This window comes from Dyella sp. BiH032 (assembly GCF_031954525.1).
Classification (GTDB): domain Bacteria; phylum Pseudomonadota; class Gammaproteobacteria; order Xanthomonadales; family Rhodanobacteraceae; genus Dyella_D.
Genome location: NZ_CP134867.1, coordinates 357,010 through 373,484 on the forward strand (window position 1 = coordinate 357,010; position 16,475 = coordinate 373,484).

Below are 16,475 nucleotides of genomic sequence, written 5' to 3' on the forward strand. Positions count from 1 at the left end.
AACGCCCGTTTCCCGCTTCTCCCCTTTTTTGCGGAATTGAAGCATGAGCATTGCATTGCACCCCGTCATCGCCGAAGTCACCGAACGCCTGCGCCAGCGCAGCCGCGACACGCGCGCCGCCTACCTGGCGCGGATCGATGCCGCCGGCGCCGCGGGCACGCACCGCGAACGTCTTTCCTGCGGAAACCTTGCCCACGGTTTCGCCGCTTGTGCTCCGCATGACAAAGCCATGCTGCGGGAAGGCCATACGCCGAACCTCGGCATCGTCACGTCCTACAACGACATGCTGTCGGCGCATCAGCCGTACGAGCGCTATCCCTCGCTGATCCGCGAGGTCGCGCGCCAGGCCGGCGTCACCGCGCAGGTCGCCGGCGGCGTACCGGCGATGTGCGACGGTGTGACCCAGGGGCGCGCCGGCATGGAGCTGTCATTGTTCTCGCGCGACCTGATCGCCATGGCCACCGCCGTGTCGCTCTCGCACGACATGTTCGATGGCGTCCTGTACCTGGGCATCTGCGACAAGATCGTTCCCGGGCTGCTGATCGGCGCGTTGAGCTTCGGCCACCTGCCCGGCATCTTCGTGCCCGGCGGCCCGATGCCCAGCGGCATCACCAACGAGCAGAAGTCCAAGGTTCGCCAGGCCTACGCCGAAGGCAAGGCCACCCGCGCCGAGCTGCTCGAGGCGGAAGCCGCGGCGTATCACGCCCCGGGCACTTGCACTTTCTACGGCACGGCCAATTCCAATCAGATGCTGATGGAGATCATGGGCCTGCATCTGCCGGGTGCGAGCTTCGTGGCACCGGACACGCCGCTGCGCGATGCGCTTACGGCGGAGGCGGTACGCCGCGTAGCCGCATTGAGCGAACACGGCGACGCGCACCTGCCGCTCGGCTACATCATCGACGAGCGCGCCATCGTCAACGGCGTGGTCGGCCTGCATGCCACCGGTGGTTCCACCAACCACCTGCTGCATCTGGTGGCGATCGCGCGCGCGGCCGGTATCCAGCTGCGCTGGGACGACTTCGACGCGCTGTCCTCCGTGGTGCCGTTGCTGGCGCGCGTATATCCCAACGGCTACGCCGACGTGAACCAGTTCCACGAAGCCGGCGGCATGGGCTTCCTCATCGACCAGCTGCTGGGCGCGGGCCTGCTGCACGGCGACGTGCGCACCGTGTTCGGCACCGGCCTGGACGGTTATGCGCAGACGCCCGTGCTGGGCGAGGACGGCACCCTGCGCTGGGAACCGGTGGCGAAGGAAAGCGGCAATCGCGGCGTGCTGCGCGGCGCGGCCGAACCGTTCCGCGCGGATGGCGGTCTGCGCATGCTGTCCGGCAATCTCGGCCGCGCGGTGATCAAGGTGTCGTCCGTGCCGGAAGATCGCCAGGTGATCGAAGCCCCGGCCGTGGTATTCCACGACCAGGACGACGTGCGCAAGGCGTTCGAGCGCGGCGAGCTGAATCGCGACTTCGTCGCCGTGGTGCGCTTCCAGGGACCCCGCGCCATGGGCATGCCGGAACTGCACAAGCTGACCCCGACGCTCGGCGTGCTGCAGGATCGCGGCTACCGCATCGCCCTGTTGACCGACGGCCGCATGTCCGGTGCGTCCGGCCGAGTGCCGGCGGCCATCCATGTGACACCCGAAGCCGAGGCGCAGGGGCCGATCGCCAAGATCCGCGACGGCGACGTCATTCGTCTCGATGCGACCAACGGCACGCTCGAGGTGCTGGTCGATGCCGCCGAATTCGCTGCGCGTGCGCCGGCCACCGCCGATCTCTCCGCGCACCACAGCGGCATGGGCCGCGAGCTGTTCGGCCTGTTCCGCCAAGCGGCAGTCGAGGCCGATCTCGGCGCCGGCGTGCTTTGACTTCTCTCCCGTACCAGGACCTTCCATGAGCAGCATCGAAACCAAGCAGCAGCAAGTCGAAGCCACCCTGCGCCTCGCGCCCGTGGTGCCGGTGGTGATCATCGACGACGCGAAAGCCGCCGTGCCGATGGCCCGTGCCCTGGTGGCCGGCGGCATTCCCGCGATCGAAGTCACGCTGCGTACGCCGGCCGCGCTGGAAGCGATCCGCGCCATCGCCGCCGAGGTGGAAGGTGCGGTTATTGGCGTAGGTACGGTGCTGACGCCGCAGGATCTGGAGAACGCGCGCCAGGCCGGCGCCCGCTTTGCCGTATCGCCGGGCGTGTCGCCGAAATTGCTGGCGGCCGCGGACGACAGCGAGCTGCCGTTGTTGCCCGGCGTGGCCACGGCCTCCGAAGCGATGAGCTTGCTGGAGCGCGGCTATCGCCACCTGAAGTTCTTCCCGGCCGTGCCGGCCGGTGGCCACAAGCTGCTGGGCGCATGGGCCAGCCCGCTGCCGCAGATTCGATTCTGCCCGACCGGCGGGATCAGCCTGGCCAGCGCGCCGGATTTCCTCTCGTTGCCGAACGTGGTCTGTGTGGGCGGATCGTGGCTGACGCCGGCCGACAAGCTGAAGGCGGGCGACTGGGCCGGCATCGAGGAACTCGCCCGCGAAGCGGCGTTGCTCAAGGCGCGCTGATCGCGATGGCCTGAGCCTACGAGGCGCACACGCCGAACAGTGTGGACAAGCGGCACAAAAAAAGCCGGCCCGGGAAACCCGGGCCGGCTTTTTCATTGCGCAAACTCAGTTGACGTTGACCGCGCTCCACGCGGAAGCCACGCCGTTGTACTGCGTGGAACCGGTACCGTAGAGATCCGCCGCCGCCTTGAGCGTGGCGGTGCGGGCGCTGGCGTAGTTGGTGTTGGATGTCATATACACCGTCAGCGCGCGATACCAGATCTTCTGCGCGGCGTCGCGGCCGATGCCGCCCGCGGCGGTGTTGCCGTTGCAGACCAGGCTGGCCGCGGAGAGATTCGCCGCCGTGCCCGCGCCGAAGCCGGCCGGCACCACCGCGCCTTCCGCCAGCAGGTAGAAGAAGTGGTTGCCCACGCCGGAGCTGTAATGCACGTTGAGCGAGCCGACCGAGCTGCTCCAGCAGTCGGCCGAGGCGCCGTCGAGGCTTGGCTTGAACATGTAGCGCAGCGCGCTGGTGCCGTTGGGATTGCTGCGGTAGAGCTTCTCGCCGATCAGGTAGTCCGGCGTGTCGGCGCTGTTATTGGCGTAGTACTCGACCATGGTGCCGAAGATGTCGGAGTTGGCTTCGTTCAAGCCGCCCGACTCGCCGGAGTAGGCCAGGCCCGCCGTCGCCTGCGTGACGCCGTGGCTCATTTCATGCCCGGCCACGTCGACGCCGACCAGCGGGAACCAGGTGGTGCCGCCGTCGCCGTACTCCATCGCGCTGCCGTTCCAGGCCGCGTTGTTGGAGGTGTAGCCGGTGCCGACGTAGATCTTCACGTGCGCATAGCTCTTCACGCCCTTGCCGTCGTTGAAGATGCCGTTACGGCCGTGCACGTTCTTGTAGTAATCCCAGGTGTTGGCCACGCCGTACGCGATGTCGGACGCCACGGTGGCACGGTCGGTCTCGGCATTGTTGCCCCACACGTTGTCGGTGTCGGTGAACAAGGTCGCGGCGGACAGGTTGCGCGAGGTGTCGTTCTTGTCCTTCGCGTCGTAGACGGCACCGTTGCCGCGGCTGGGATCGAGCAGCTGATAGCCGCCGGTGACGGAGTTCGTCACGATGCCGACGTTGCCCACCAGCAGCGACTTGCCCGTGCCATTGGCGGCCGCGGTCTGGAACAGGTTCCAGCGATCCAGCACCTTGCCGTTGGTGGCATCAACGAAATAGCGCATGTTCGCCGTACCGAAGGCATCGGACGCGCCCTGCACGTTCACTTCATAGGCCAGCACCGGTTTGTCGCCGCGCGCGTAGATCACCAGGCCGCGGCTTTCGATGCTCTCGATCTCGCCGTTGAAATCCTTGCCCGCGGCGAGCAGCGCTTCATCCGCCGAGGCGCGGGGCGACAGGCTCGGGCGTCCGCGTCCGCGCAGGGTGAGGCTGGCTTCGCGGAAGCGGCCGTTGTTGCTGTGCACGACGACGTCGCCGCCGATCACCGGCAGCCCGCGATAGCTGCGCTGCATGCGCACGTGCTCGGTGCCGTCCGGGTCGATGATCACGTCGGTGGCTTCGAACGTATCGTCGCCGTCAGCCTGCAGGGCAGTGGCTTGTTGCTTGACCAACCCTTTGGCGAGGCCGGCAGCGGCCGTGTGGTCGAACCGGGCGGCATGCGCGCCGGTAGCGGTGAAGGCGGCGGCGATCGAAAGGCTGAGCAGGTACGGCTTCAAAGACATCGCGACACTCCTTAGGCGTGGACGTAGAAGACGGCGGCAGTGCGTATGCGCGCTGCCGGTGGCGCCCCCATAACCGGACTTCCCCCTGAGGCCGGCTATCCTCCTTGCGGACCGATCGCAAGAACATAGGAATGTTTCGTAACTTCCTTCATGCAAGGCTCGCGCAAGTCGGGCCGCGCATGACGTCCGTGATGCGCCGCCAGTTCACCCGCGATCGAGCATTAACGTGAAGCGCTGCTTTGGTTTTTCGTCCGCGCCCAGCCTGCGGTAGAAGTGCGCCGCCTGCTCGTTCCACGCGGGCGTCTGCCATTGCATGGCGGAGCAGCCGCAAGAGCCTGCGAAGGCCCGCAGCGTTTCGAGCAGCCGCAACCCGACGCCGCGACCGCGCCACGCTTCGCGCACGTAGAGGCAATCCATGTGCAGGAAGGTCGCTGCTTCCAGCGTGGAGAAGTCGATCGTCGCCGTCGCGTAGGCCACGGCTTGACCGTCGATCCACGCCATCCAGGCGCGTACCGACGGAGGATCGGCGTCGAGTGCGGAGGCAAGTGCGTCCGCGCGGTCGCCAAGCGCGTGGCCGATGCGTTCGTAGGTCGCGTGTTCGACGCACAAGGGCAGCAGCGCGGCGAGGTCGCTGCCGGTGGCGCGACGGATCGCCGGCGCTGTCGTCACGCGCTGCGCTCGAGGCCGAAGCCCTCGTCGATCCAGCCCGTGAGCCCGCCGATCATTTCCTTCACCGGGCGGCCGAGCTGCGCGAGCTTCACCGCGGCTTTGTTGGCGCCATTGCAGTGCGGGCCGGCGCAATACACGACGAACAGCGTATCGGCCGGGTATTCGGCAAGCCGCTGTTCGCTGATCGTACGCGTGGGCATGTTGGTCGCGCCGGGCACGTGGCCGGCGGCATAGAGCGTGGGAATGCGTACGTCGAGGAGAACGAAGTCCTTGGTCTCATGCTGCGTGGCGTAATGGACATCCGCGCAGTCGGTCTCGAAACCCAGGCGGGCCTGGAAGTGGGCGAGCGCCTGGGCGCTCGGCGCGGCGGGAAAGCGGTGGACGACGCTGCTCATGGGGTAATGCTCCGTGGTGAAGATGGCGCCAGTGTGGGCACTGGCGGCCTTCGCCGACATTGGCAAGAATGCCAGTCACCATGAAAAATCCGCCAAAGCGCCCACGAGGGTTTTCCGGCCCGGCCAATCGGCATGTCGCCGCCCTGGTCTACGACGGCCTGTGCACGTTCGAGTACGGCATCGCCGTGGAGATGTTCGGCATCGCGCGTCCCGAGGTGGATGAGTGGTATCGCTTCGCCTCCTGTGCGGTGGATGACGGCCCGATGCGGGCAGCGGGAGGGTTGCGTGTGCAGGCCGATCGCGGGCTGGAAGGCCTGGCCCGCGCGGGCACGATCATCGTACCGGGGTGGCGCGGCGCGGACGCCCCGCCACCGCCGGCACTGCTGGACGCACTGCGCGCGGCACACCGGCGTGGCGCGCGTCTGATGTCGTTCTGTTCCGGTGTGTTCGTGCTGGCGGCGGCCGGACTGCTGGATGGACGCGCCGCGACGACGCACTGGCGCTACGTGGACGCGCTGCGCGCTCGCCATCCCCGCATCCGGCTGGCACCGGACGTGCTCTACGTGGACGAAGGCGAGGTAATGACTTCTGCCGGCAGTGCCGCCGCGATCGACCTGTCGCTGCATCTGATTCGGCGCGACTACGGGCCGCGCATCGCCAACCAGGTCGCGCGCCGTGCGGTGGTGCCGACGCATCGCGATGGTGGCCAGGCGCAGTTCATCCCCTCGCCGCTGCCCGAACAGGGCGCCGCGCTGGGCAAGCTGCTGGAATGGATGCGGCGCAACCTCGCCGAGCCGCTTCCCCTGGGCATGCTGGCCGAACGCGCACGCATGAGCGAACGTACCTTGCTGCGGCGCTTCGAAGAGGCGACGGGCCGGTCGCCGAAACAGTGGCTGGTGCACGAGCGCCTCGGTCGCGCGCGGGAACTGCTGGAAGGCAGCGATCTGGCGGTGGAGCAGATCGCCGACCAATGCGGCTTCGGCAGCGCGGATACCCTGCGCCACCACTTTCGCCGCGCCTTGAAGGTCAGTCCCGCGCGTTATCGGGAAAGGTTCGCGCACGGCGGCTGACACAGCGACGGCGCAGGTTGCACGCGCTCCGTAGTGAAGCGCGTGCGAGCCGGCTAAGCTGCGCATCGGTTCCCCTCGCGCCATCCTATGCATTTCATCGTTCTGGCCATCTGCTGCAGTGTGCTGGTTTCCGTGCTCCTGAAACTGGCGCGCCGCTATGACGTCGACGTGGGCCAGGCGGTCGCCTGGAACTACGTGGCCACCAGCGCCCTGACCGCCTGGGTCTTTCATCCATCGCTGACATCGTTGGCGGCGCCTGGCGCGCCCTGGCTCGGTTTCGTCGGCTTGGGCATGCTCTTGCCGCTGATCTTCCTGGCGCTGGGTGCGTCGGTGCGGCATGCCGGCATCGTGCGCAGCGACGCGGCGCAACGGTTGTCGCTGGTGGTCTCGTTGCTGGCGGCATTCCTGCTCTTCGGCGAATCGGCGAGCGCAGCCAAGCTGGCGGGCATCGCGCTGGGACTGGTCGCCCTCGCCTGCATGGTATGGCGCCGCGATGCGGAGACGGGCGAAGAAGGGACCGGTTGGCTCTGGCCGCTGGCGGTATTTGCCGGCTTCGCCGCCATCGACATCCTGTTCAAGCACGTCGCCCAGGCGGGCACGCCGTTCGCGGCGTCGCTGCAGGCGATGTTCGCGCTGGCGCTGGTAGTGGCGTTCGCCATCCAGCTGGCGCGGCGCCTTGCGGGCAGGACGCGTTTCACTGTGCGCAACGCAGTCGCCGGCTTGCTGCTGGGCCTGGCGAACTTCGGCAACATCGTGTTCTACGTGCGTGCGCACCAGGCACTCGCCGACCGGCCGTCGCTGGTCTTCGCGGCCATGAACCTCGGCGTGGTCGCGCTGGGCGCGCTGGTGGGCACACTGGTTTTCCGTGAGAGGCTCAGTCGCCTGAACGTGTTTGGCGTGGTTCTGGCGGCGGCAGCGATCGCGTTGGCGACGCAGGGCTGACGCCGTCGCCGGCGCGTCAGGCCGGCTCCTGCTCTGGCGATGCCTGGACCGGCAGGTCGTTGCCCGGCAAGGCCGCGTCGACGGTGACCGGCTCGCTCGCGGCAAGCAGGTCGCGGGCTTCCTGTTTCGTGCTCACCGCCGGCGGCGAGCCACGCAAGGGCAGGTTGGCGGTCTCGCGCACGAACAGCATGGTGAACAAGCCGATGGCAGCCGCGCCCATCAGGTAATAAGCGGGTACCAGCGGGTCGCCTGTGCGCTCCACCAGCCACGCCGCCACCAGTGGCGTGGTACCGCCGAACAGCGATACGGACACATTGAAGGCGATGGACAGCGCGCTGTAGCGCACCGGCGTGTAGAACAGCGCCGGCAACGTGGACGGCATGGAACTGGTGAAGCAGGCGAGCGCGACGCCCAGGGCGAACAGGCCCATGAGCACCAGTGGCGCCCGCCCGCTGCCGACCAGCAGCATGCACGGCACCGACAGCAGTAGCAGCGCAGCGCAGGCGCCCATGATCATGGGACGTCGGCCCAACCGGTCGCTGAGGTAACCACCGGCGACGTTCAGCGGCATCATCACGGCCATCACCAGCAGGATCAGCAACAGGCCCTTGGCCTCCGGATAGCCGAGCGTCACCGTGAGATAGCTCGGCATATAGGTCAGCAGCATGTAGTCGGTCACGTTGAAGACCAGCACCAGCCCTACGCATTTGAGCAATTGCCGCCAGTGCACGGCGACCAGTTCGCGCAGGCTGCCGGCGGGCTTGTTGCGCTCGCGCTGGTCCAATGCGTCGGCATAGGCCTGGAAGGCCGGGGTTTCCTCCAGCTTCAGGCGCAGATACAGGCCGACGAGGCCGAGCGGGCCGGCGATCAGGAACGGCACGCGCCATCCCCAGGACAACATCTGCGCCTCGCTGAGCGTCGCGGTGAGCACCGTGACCGCGCCGGCGCCGGCGATGTAGCCGCCGAGCGTGCCGAACTCCAGCCAGCTGCCCAGCAGGCCGCGCCGGCGGTCCGGCGCGTACTCGGCGATGAAGGTCGCCGCGCCGCCGTACTCGCCGCCGGTGGAAAAGCCCTGTACCAGGCGCGCCAGCAGGAGCAGCCCCGGCGCCCACAGGCCGATGCGCTCGTAGCTGGGAATCAGGCCGATCGAGAGCGTGCCCGCGGCCATCAGGATCATCGTCGCCGCCAGTACCTTCTGGCGGCCGTAACGGTCGCCCAGCGGGCCGAACACAACGCCGCCTATCGGCCTCACCAGAAACGCCACGGCGAACGCGGCGAAGGTGGCGAGCAACTGCGCGGTGGCGTTGCCTTCGGGAAAGAACACCTTGCCGAGCGTCACCGCCATGTAGCCGTACACGCCGAAATCGAACCACTCCATCGCGTTGCCCAGCGCCGCCGCGCCGACGGCGCGGCGCACCATGGGCTGGTCCACGATCGTGATGTCGTCCAGGCGTACCTGACGCGGGCGCTTGAACCAGCCGAAGTGGGAGCGATGAGGATGATGGAGCGGCATATGGTTCTCCCTGGGCGCGTGGACGGACGCACCGCATGGGCGATGCGCAGGGGCGGTCGCATGGCGACCCCGAATCGAAATGGAGGCGGATCCAATTAAGTGCGGCGGGGAGGCCTGCGAGGGATCCACGGGTCGACGCAGACACGTCAACGCAAGGGATGGTACCGGACGAGCGTCAAGATTTCGCAAAGCGGTGCATAGGACGGCGGCGAAATGTGTGACTCAACATGGGTCTGCGATGCGTCTCCAGTACCAGAGCCATGACTTCTGGCGTGCGAAAGATCGCGTGGCCTTTGCCTAAGCTCGGGTGTTCCGCACCACTCCCAAAGGAATCCCGATGCGCACGCTTCCGTTGGCGGCCGCCCTGGCGGCCCTCCTGTTCGCCGGCACCGCCATCGCCGACAAGCAGGACAAGAAAGACGCCGGCCAGGACAGCAAGGCCGATGCGGCGCTGGCGCAGCCGTCGTCATCGGAGACCTCCGGCTCGGTGCGCGTGGCCGGGCGGAATATCGACTACAAGGCCGTGGCCGGCACCCTGGTGCTGCACGGCAGCGGCGACAAGGAACGCGAGCCGCAGGTCAGCATGTTCTATGCGGCGTACTTCAAGAAGGGAGCCGATGCGGGCAAGCGGCCGATCACCTTCATCTACAACGGCGGCCCGGGCTCGGCCACCGTGTGGTTGCACATGGGCGCGTTCGGGCCGCGCCGCGTCGTCACCGCCGACGACAGCCACACGCCGGCCGCGCCGTACGCGCTGGTGAACAACGATGACAGCTTGCTCGACGCTTCCGACCTGGTCTTCATCGACGCACCCGGCGCCGGCTTCAGCCGCCTGATAGCCGCAGACGAGGACAAGAGCAAGCGCGAGGAGCAAATGAAGGACCGGCGCAAGGAGGTCTACAGCGTCGACGGCGATGGCCACGCCTTCGCGCAGTTCATCACGCAGTTCCTTTCCAAGTACGGCCGCTGGAATTCGCCTAAGTACCTGTTCGGCGAAAGCTACGGCACCACGCGTTCGGCCGTGCTGGCGAACATCCTGGAGAACGAGGCCAGCGTCGACCTCAACGGCGTGATCCTGCTCTCGCAGATCCTCAGCTTCGATACCAGCATCGACGGCCCGCAGTTCAATCCGGGCGTGGACCTGCCATACGTCGTTGCGCTGCCTACGTTCGCCGCAACGGCTTTCTATCACCGCCGCCTGCCGCAACAGCCGGCCGCCCTGGAACCGTTCCTGCGCGAAGTGGAGCAGTTCGCCCTTACCGACTACGCCCAGGCCCTGATGGCCGGCAGCCGCCTCGACGCCACGCACCGGCAGGCGGTCGCAGAGAAACTGCACCGGTACACCGGCCTTCCGGTGGCCTATCTGCTGAAGGCGGACCTGCGCGTCACCGGCGGCATGTTCGAGCATGAGTTGCAAGGCGATGGCGGCGTGACCACGGGTCGCCTCGACAGCCGCTTCTCCGGGCCGTCGCTGGATCCGCTGAGCAAGGACGCCGAGTACGACCCGCAGTCTTCGGCGATCAGCGCCGCCTATGTCGCCGCCTTCAACGACTACGTGCGCAAGCAGCTGAAGTACGGCGATGGCCAGCAATACCGGTTATTTGCATCGATCGACCATTGGGATTTCGCGCACAAGGCGCCGGGCGTCAGTGGCGAGGCCTTGCAGCAGTCGACCAACGTCATGACGGACTTGGCGATGGCGATGAAGACCAACCCCAATCTCCGCGTGTCCCTGCACGGCGGCTACTACGATCTGGCCACGCCCTACTTCGCCGCCGACTACGAGATGCATCACCTGCCGATCCCGGAATCGCTCCAGAAGAACATCTCGTACGACTGGTATCCCTCCGGTCACATGGTCTACGCCCACGAGGACTCGCTGAAGAAGCTGCACGACAATGTGGCGCGCTTCATCGAAGAGACCGACAACGTGAAGTGAGCGGACCGGCGCTCCGGGAAAAGGAAAGGACTGCGTCAACCGCGAATTGCTATGCTAGCCGCGCCGTCACCGCCCCCCGATTCCTATACCGGCTCCGATCATGCGCGCTCTCGTCGACAACTACCTCGCTGCCTACAACCGCATGGACGTGTCCGCCATGCTGCGGACCATGCACCGCGAGGTGGTGTTCGAGAACTACACCAAGGGCGTGCTGAGCGTGCGGACCCAGGGCGCCGACGAGCTGCGCCACCTGGCGGAGAGCTCCCTGCATCTGTTCTCGGCGCGGCGACAGCTCATCACCGCCTTCCGCGAGCACGGAGGGGACGCCGCCACGGCCGACATCCTGTTCGACGGGACCTTTGCCATCGACCTCCCTAACGGCGTCCGCGCCGGCCAGAGCATCGCGCTGACCGGACGCAGCGAGTACCGGGCTCGGGACGGCCTGTTGGTCTACATCGCCGATTTCAGCGAGTGAAGCGCATCAGGTACTTCGCGGCTCCATGACCATGGCTGCCTTTCCTTTTGATGCGGTCCTGTTCGACTGCGACGGCGTGCTGGTCGATTCCGAGCTCATCACCAACCGGGTACTGGCCGAGATGCTCGGCGAGCTGGGCTGGCCGGTCACGCCCGCGGAGTCGATGCGCATCTTTCTGGGCAAAGCGGTCCGGGACGAGGCCGCGCTGATCGAGGCGCGCACGGGCAAGCCTTTCAGCGAGGAGTGGCTGCTGGCGTTCCGCCGCCGGCGCAACCTGGCACTGGAGCAAGAGCTGGAGGCGATCCCCGGCGCACCGCTGGCCGTGCGCGAGCTGCATGCGCGGCTGGAGGGCCGCATGGCCGTCGCGTCCGGCGCGGATCTGTACAAAGTTCGGATGCAGCTGGCAAAAGTGGGCATCCTCGATTGTTTCGAAGGTCGCGTCTTCAGCGGGCAGGACCTGCCCCGCAGCAAGCCGCATCCGGACGTCTATCTCGCTGCCGCCAGCGCGTTGGGCGTGGATCCGCGCCGCTGTGCGGTGATCGAAGACACGGTCACCGGCGCCTCGGCCGGTGTCGCAGCCGGCGCCACCGTGTTCGGCTATAGCCCGCGGCAACCGGGCCACGACAGCGGAGCCGCGCTGCGCGGCGCGGGCGTGGCGCATGTTTTCTCGGACATGGCCGAACTGCCTTCCCTGCTGGCCGGTTGGGCGACGTCGTAGCAGATCAAAGGGCGCGCGCGAGCGCGCGGTCGGGCTCCGCCCGGCGCAATAGCGCATTCTTCCAGCGCTGTTGCTGCGCGCTGTCGGTGTCCACGAGCCATTGCGGCTTGTTCGCCACCAGCGCGGCCACGGCGACGCCATCCTCGTACAACACGCGCGTGCCGATAACGGCCGGCAGGCGGTTGCCGCTGAGCACGGTGCCCACCAGATTGAGCGGGTCGCAGCCGCTCAGGCAGACGAACTGGCCCTCGTTCGGCTGCTGGCGGACTTGGCGCAGCTTGCCGATCGCCTCGGGCAGCGCAAACTGTTCGCCGACCAGGCCCTCGACGAAGCGCCCGCCGCGGATCTCGCCACGCGCTTCCAGCCGGTGGTAGACGCGCAGCAGTTCACGCCAGGTGGGCAACCAGGCGGCCTCGCGCTCCAGCAGCTTCCAGAACACGACGCCGTAACGACGCAGCAGGGTGCGGGCGACATGCTCCACGGCTTCGCTGCGCGCGCTTCCGTCCTTGCCATCCAGCGACAGCGGCGGCCGCACCAGCGACCAGCGGCCTGCGTCTTCGATGCCATTGAGCATGTGGCGGCGCAGGCGCCGATGACGATGCGCATCGCGCTTGGCCGCGGGAAGCAGCAGCGCGCGCAGGCCCGCGAAACTGTCGGCCGTGACGCGGCCGGCGGCGACCAGTTCGCCCAGTGCGTCCTCCAGCTCCGTGCGCAGCAGATGCGCGACGCTCATCAGTTCGTCGAAGAACAGCGCACCGTGTTCGCGCAGCGCGTCGGCGACGGCTTGGGCACGCGAGGACAGTTGCAGTTCCTGTGGCTGGCTTGCTTCGGCGATGCCGCGCCAGATCGGCGCTTCCTTGCGGGGCAGCAGCACGATCGGCGTAGCGCGCACAGGGCTGCTGCCGCCGGTGGCGCCGCGCAGGCGGTTCCAGCCGATGCGTCCGGCGCGGCAAAGGTCATCGAGCCAGGTGATGGCGTAGTCGTCGATGCGCGCGGGCAGCAGCTCGGCTTCCCAGGCGCCGGCAGCGGCTTCGTAACCTTCCAGCTGCACGAGTGCGGCGGGAAGCGCATCGGGTCCGCTCAGGCGCGCCCCCGGCGCGGCATGCTGCCAGTCGAACAGGAAGCGCATGAAGTCGCGGCGGCTCACCGGCTCGATCTCGCGCCGCAGGCGTCCGATGGTGTAGCGGTGGATGCGCGCCAGCAGATGGCGTTCGCACCACTCCGTGTCTGTCGCTGCGGGCGTGAACTGGCCCTGCATCACGTAGCCTTCGGACTGGAGCCGGATCAGCGCGAGCTCCACGTCGGTCGGCTCGACAGCCAGCGATTCGGCCAGGCGCGTGACGGTTACCGGTCCGAGACCGACGAGGCGGCCGCGTACCAGTTCCAGCAGGGCGTCTTCGCGGGTCCAAGCCTGCGCCAGGAATTCGGCAGGCGGTTCCACGGCCGGCGTTGCGGAGGCCTCGGCATGGATCGCCCGCCATAGCGGCGACTTCTCGGCGGCGACCCACACGCGCCAGGCCGCAGGCGCTGGCAGCGCGAGCGCCGTGGCGCGGCGGTTTGCCGCCAGGGTTTGCAGCCAGCCTTCCCAACCCTCGTTGTCCGCCGCCTCTGCGGCCGTGACGAAGCCCAGCACGCTGAGCGCCTCGTGCATTTCGTCGGCGCTGCGTACCTCCGGCCAGGCTTCGCCACGCACCGCCTCGATGGCTTCGGGATCGAGCTTGCCGAGGTCGTCCGCGCTGTCGGCGTCGTTCCATCGGCGCGTCTGCACCGCCTGGGTGCGGCGCTCTTCCAGCGGGGCGTCGTCGAGATAGGCGTACGGCGCGGCGGTCAGCACCTCGGCGGCGAGCGGACTGGCGGCCGTGAGATCCCGCGCGACGACCTCGATCCGGCCGCTCTCCAATCCGCGCAGGATGTGCAGCAGGCCGTCGACGTCCATCGCCTCGCGCAGGCAATCGTAGAGCGTCTGGTCGACCAGCGGGTGCTCGGGGATCTGCCGTTCGCCGACGATGTTCTCCAGGCAGGCGACCTGGTCGGGGAACACCGTCGCGAGAAGATCCTCACTCTTCATCCGCTGGATCTGCGGCGGCACCTTGCGGCCGCCCTGGAAGCGCGGGAGCGCGAGCGACGTGGTGGCGTTCCAGCGCCAGCGCACCGGAAACAGCGGCGCGTCCAGCAGGGCCTGTACGAGCACGTGCTCGGCGGTGTTGGAATGCAAGTAGCGGGCGACCTCGATCAACGGGAAGCTGTGGCTGGTGGACAGCGACAGCACGATGGCGTCTTCGGTCGCCGCCGCCTGCAACTCGAAGTTGAACTGGCGGCAGAAGCGCTTGCGCAGCGCAAGGCCCCAGGCGCGGTTGATCCGGCTGCCCCAGGGCGTGTGGATGACCAGCTGGGTGCCGCCGGATTCGTCGAAGAAGCGCTCGAACACCAGCGTGTGCTGCGTCGGCAGGACACCGAGCGCGGCTTTCGCCTTGGCCAGGTAGTCCGCCAGCTGTTGCGCCGCGGCGTCGGGGAGGCCGAGGGTGCCTTTCAGCCAGGCGAGGGCCGCGTCGATGCCGCCTTCATCCAGTTGCGCCGCGATGTGCTCGCGCAGGCGCGACACGCCGAACGACAGCTCGGCGCTCCGTCCCGGCGCTTCGCCCAGCCAGAACGGGATGCTCGGCGGCACGCCGTGGGCGTCCTCGACGCGCAGGCGGTCGCGCTCCACGCGGATGATGCGATAGCTGGTGTTGCCGAGCTGGAAGATGTCGCCGGCGAGGCTTTCCACCGCGAAGTCCTCATGGACGCTCCCGATGACGGTGGCCTGCGGTTCCAGCACCACCAGGTAGTCGGCCGTGTCGGGAATGGCGCCGCCGGAGGTGACCGCGGTGAGTCGTGCTCCCCGCCGCGCCCGCAGCTGCTTGTGTACCGCGTCGCGGTGGACATAGGCCGCACGGGCGCCGCGGCGCATGGTGAAGCCGTCGGCGAGCATGCGCACAATGGCGTCGAACTGTTCGCGCCGCAGATCGCGGTAGGGATATGCGCGTCGCATCAGCGCGAACAGCGCATCCTCATCCCATTCCTGGCAGGCGATCTCGGCGACGATCTGCTGAGCAAGCACGTCCAGCGGCTGCGGCGGAATCACCAGCGTGTCCAGCTCGCCACGGCGTACGCAATCGAGCAGCGCGGTGCATTCGACCAGATCGTCGCGCGAAGTGGGAAACAGGCGCGCTTTCGGCGTGCCGTTCACGGCGTGGCCGGAACGGCCGGCGCGCTGCAGGAATGCGGCGATGGAGCGTGGCGAGCTGAGCTGGCAGACCAAGTCGACGTCGCCGATGTCGATGCCCAGCTCCAGCGAGGCGGTGGCCACCAGCACCTTCAGTTCGCCGCGCTTGAGGCGCTGCTCGGCATCCAGGCGCTGCTCGCGCGCAAGGCTGCCGTGGTGCGCGGCCACGGCTTCCTTGCCCATACGTTCGGACAGATGCCGCGCCACGCGTTCGGCCATGCGGCGGGTGTTGACGAAGACCAGCGTCGTGCGGTGCTGCTGGGCCAGCACAGCGAGCTGGTTGTAGACCAGTTCCCAGGCGTCATTGGACATCACCGCTTCGAGCGGTACCGGCGTGACTTCGATGGCGAGGTCGCGTTCGCGGGTGTGACCGACGTCGATGATGTTGCAGCGCTGCGTTTCCTTCTCCCCTCCGGGGGGAAGGTGGCTCGAAGGGACGGATGGGGGGCGGGTGCTCGCGGGATGGGCTCTACGCAGCGATGCCTGCTCTGAGGTTCCCGCTTCTACGCCCTGTAGATTCCCCTCGCCCCAACCCTCTCCCCGCAGGAGAGAGGGGGTGAGAGCGAGATTGTCGTTGCCTTCCCCCACCAGGAACCGCGCCACCTCCTCGATCGGCTTCTGCGTCGCGGACAGGCCGATCCGCAGCAAGCGCCGCTGGCATAGCGCTTCGAGGCGTTCCAGCGACAAGGCCAAGTGCGAGCCGCGCTTGGTCGAGGCCATCGCGTGGATCTCATCCACGATCACCGTCCGTGTCCCGCCGAGCATGTCGCGTCCGGAAGCGGAGCCCAGCAGGATGTACAGCGACTCCGGCGTGGTCACCAGGATGTGCGGCGGCTGGCGCCGCATCAGCGTGCGCTCCACCTGCGGCGTGTCGCCGGTGCGCACGGCGGTACGGATGGCTACGTCCGGCAGGCCCATCGCCGCCAGTTCGGCGCGGATGCCTTCCAGCGGGGCTTCGAGGTTGATGTGAATGTCGTTGGACAGCGCCTTGAGCGGCGACACGTAGACCACCGACGTGACATCGGGCAGGACGCCGCCCTGGGCCAGGCCTTCACGCACCAGGCCGTCGATGGCGGCCAGGAAGGCCGTCAGCGTCTTGCCCGAGCCGGTCGGGGCCGCCACCAGGGTGTGGCGGCCTTCACGAATGGACGGCCAGGCGGCCAGCTGCGCCGCGGTGGGCGCCGGGAAGGCGCGCTCGAACCACTGGCGGACGGCTGGATGAAATGCTTGCAGGGACAT

At 67.9% G+C, this 16,475-nt stretch carries 12 protein-coding genes; 7 read left to right on the forward strand and 5 right to left on the reverse strand.

Translation table 11 applies throughout. The annotated features are described in order from the left end of the window. Nucleotides 1-43 precede the first annotated feature (43 nt). The gene (edd, locus tag RKE25_RS01465; RefSeq protein WP_311840496.1) at nucleotides 44-1,864 is read left to right on the forward strand and encodes a phosphogluconate dehydratase; all 1,821 of its coding nucleotides are present in this window, start codon (nucleotides 44-46) and stop codon (nucleotides 1,862-1,864) included. Between the two features lie 25 nt (nucleotides 1,865-1,889). Beyond that, the gene (locus tag RKE25_RS01470; protein ID WP_311840497.1) at nucleotides 1,890-2,540 is read left to right on the forward strand and encodes a bifunctional 4-hydroxy-2-oxoglutarate aldolase/2-dehydro-3-deoxy-phosphogluconate aldolase; all 651 of its coding nucleotides are present in this window, start codon (nucleotides 1,890-1,892) and stop codon (nucleotides 2,538-2,540) included. Between the two features lie 105 nt (nucleotides 2,541-2,645). Here RKE25_RS01470 and RKE25_RS01475 read toward each other — a convergent pair whose 3' ends face one another. From RKE25_RS01475 to RKE25_RS01485, 3 genes are all read right to left on the reverse strand, one after another. Further along, the gene (locus RKE25_RS01475; protein WP_311840498.1) at nucleotides 2,646-4,250 is read right to left on the reverse strand and encodes a M4 family metallopeptidase; all 1,605 of its coding nucleotides are present in this window, start codon (nucleotides 4,248-4,250) and stop codon (nucleotides 2,646-2,648) included. A 204-nt stretch (nucleotides 4,251-4,454) separates the two neighbouring features. Then, nucleotides 4,455-4,919: a GNAT family N-acetyltransferase gene (locus RKE25_RS01480; protein WP_311840499.1), complete on the reverse strand. Its 465-nt coding sequence runs from the start codon at nucleotides 4,917-4,919 to the stop codon at nucleotides 4,455-4,457. Further along, nucleotides 4,916-5,314, reverse strand: coding sequence for a rhodanese-like domain-containing protein (locus RKE25_RS01485; protein ID WP_311840500.1), 399 nt, complete (start codon nucleotides 5,312-5,314; stop codon nucleotides 4,916-4,918). Before RKE25_RS01485 ends, RKE25_RS01480 begins: the two co-directional genes overlap by 4 nt. Nucleotides 5,315-5,394: 80 nt before the next feature. Here RKE25_RS01485 and ftrA point away from each other — a divergent pair, with 80 nt between their 5' ends. Both ftrA and RKE25_RS01495 read left to right on the forward strand, forming a co-directional pair. After that, a complete protein-coding gene (gene ftrA, locus RKE25_RS01490; protein ID WP_311840501.1) occupies nucleotides 5,395-6,384 on the forward strand; it encodes a transcriptional regulator FtrA in 990 nt (329 codons plus the stop codon). Nucleotides 6,385-6,471: 87 nt separating this feature from the next. Continuing rightward, nucleotides 6,472-7,326, forward strand: coding sequence for a DMT family transporter (locus tag RKE25_RS01495; RefSeq protein WP_311840502.1), 855 nt, complete (start codon nucleotides 6,472-6,474; stop codon nucleotides 7,324-7,326). A 16-nt stretch (nucleotides 7,327-7,342) separates the two neighbouring features. On the opposite strand, the gene proP is transcribed toward RKE25_RS01495, so the two are convergent. Further along, a complete protein-coding gene (gene proP, locus RKE25_RS01500; RefSeq protein WP_311840503.1) occupies nucleotides 7,343-8,839 on the reverse strand; it encodes a glycine betaine/L-proline transporter ProP in 1,497 nt (498 codons plus the stop codon). A gap of 337 nt (nucleotides 8,840-9,176) precedes the next feature. Here proP and RKE25_RS01505 point away from each other — a divergent pair, with 337 nt between their 5' ends. The 3 genes from RKE25_RS01505 to RKE25_RS01515 all read left to right on the forward strand — a co-directional run bounded on the left by RKE25_RS01505 (nucleotide 9,177) and on the right by RKE25_RS01515 (nucleotide 11,971). Next, nucleotides 9,177-10,778 (forward strand): peptidase S10, encoded by a 1,602-nt coding sequence (locus RKE25_RS01505; RefSeq protein WP_311840504.1) that lies wholly within the window; start codon nucleotides 9,177-9,179, stop codon nucleotides 10,776-10,778. Between the two features lie 100 nt (nucleotides 10,779-10,878). Then, nucleotides 10,879-11,253 (forward strand): nuclear transport factor 2 family protein, encoded by a 375-nt coding sequence (locus tag RKE25_RS01510; protein ID WP_311840505.1) that lies wholly within the window; start codon nucleotides 10,879-10,881, stop codon nucleotides 11,251-11,253. A 31-nt stretch (nucleotides 11,254-11,284) separates the two neighbouring features. Further along, the gene (locus RKE25_RS01515; RefSeq protein WP_311840506.1) at nucleotides 11,285-11,971 is read left to right on the forward strand and encodes an HAD family phosphatase; all 687 of its coding nucleotides are present in this window, start codon (nucleotides 11,285-11,287) and stop codon (nucleotides 11,969-11,971) included. A 4-nt stretch (nucleotides 11,972-11,975) separates the two neighbouring features. Here the strand turns inward: RKE25_RS01515 and RKE25_RS01520 are convergent, their stop codons facing one another. Next, nucleotides 11,976-16,475 carry a DEAD/DEAH box helicase gene (locus RKE25_RS01520; RefSeq protein WP_311840507.1) on the reverse strand — a complete coding sequence of 1,500 codons (4,500 nt, stop codon included), beginning with the start codon at nucleotides 16,473-16,475 and terminating at the stop codon, nucleotides 11,976-11,978.

What these genes read in the sequence shown, in the direction of transcription:
- edd (WP_311840496.1), top strand. Translation starts at nt 44, where the DNA reads ATGAGCATTGCATTGCACCCCGTCATCGCCGAAGTCACCGAACGCCTG.
- RKE25_RS01470 (WP_311840497.1), top strand. Translation starts at nt 1,890, where the DNA reads ATGAGCAGCATCGAAACCAAGCAGCAGCAAGTCGAAGCCACCCTGCGC.
- RKE25_RS01475 (WP_311840498.1), bottom strand. Translation starts at nt 4,250, where the DNA reads ATGTCTTTGAAGCCGTACCTGCTCAGCCTTTCGATCGCCGCCGCCTTC.
- RKE25_RS01485 (WP_311840500.1), bottom strand. Translation starts at nt 5,314, where the DNA reads ATGAGCAGCGTCGTCCACCGCTTTCCCGCCGCGCCGAGCGCCCAGGCG.
- ftrA (WP_311840501.1), top strand. Translation starts at nt 5,395, where the DNA reads ATGAAAAATCCGCCAAAGCGCCCACGAGGGTTTTCCGGCCCGGCCAAT.
- RKE25_RS01495 (WP_311840502.1), top strand. Translation starts at nt 6,472, where the DNA reads ATGCATTTCATCGTTCTGGCCATCTGCTGCAGTGTGCTGGTTTCCGTG.
- proP (WP_311840503.1), bottom strand. Translation starts at nt 8,839, where the DNA reads ATGCCGCTCCATCATCCTCATCGCTCCCACTTCGGCTGGTTCAAGCGC.
- RKE25_RS01505 (WP_311840504.1), top strand. Translation starts at nt 9,177, where the DNA reads ATGCGCACGCTTCCGTTGGCGGCCGCCCTGGCGGCCCTCCTGTTCGCC.
- RKE25_RS01510 (WP_311840505.1), top strand. Translation starts at nt 10,879, where the DNA reads ATGCGCGCTCTCGTCGACAACTACCTCGCTGCCTACAACCGCATGGAC.
- RKE25_RS01515 (WP_311840506.1), top strand. Translation starts at nt 11,285, where the DNA reads ATGGCTGCCTTTCCTTTTGATGCGGTCCTGTTCGACTGCGACGGCGTG.
- RKE25_RS01520 (WP_311840507.1), bottom strand. Translation starts at nt 16,475, where the DNA reads ATGTCCCTGCAAGCATTTCATCCAGCCGTCCGCCAGTGGTTCGAGCGC.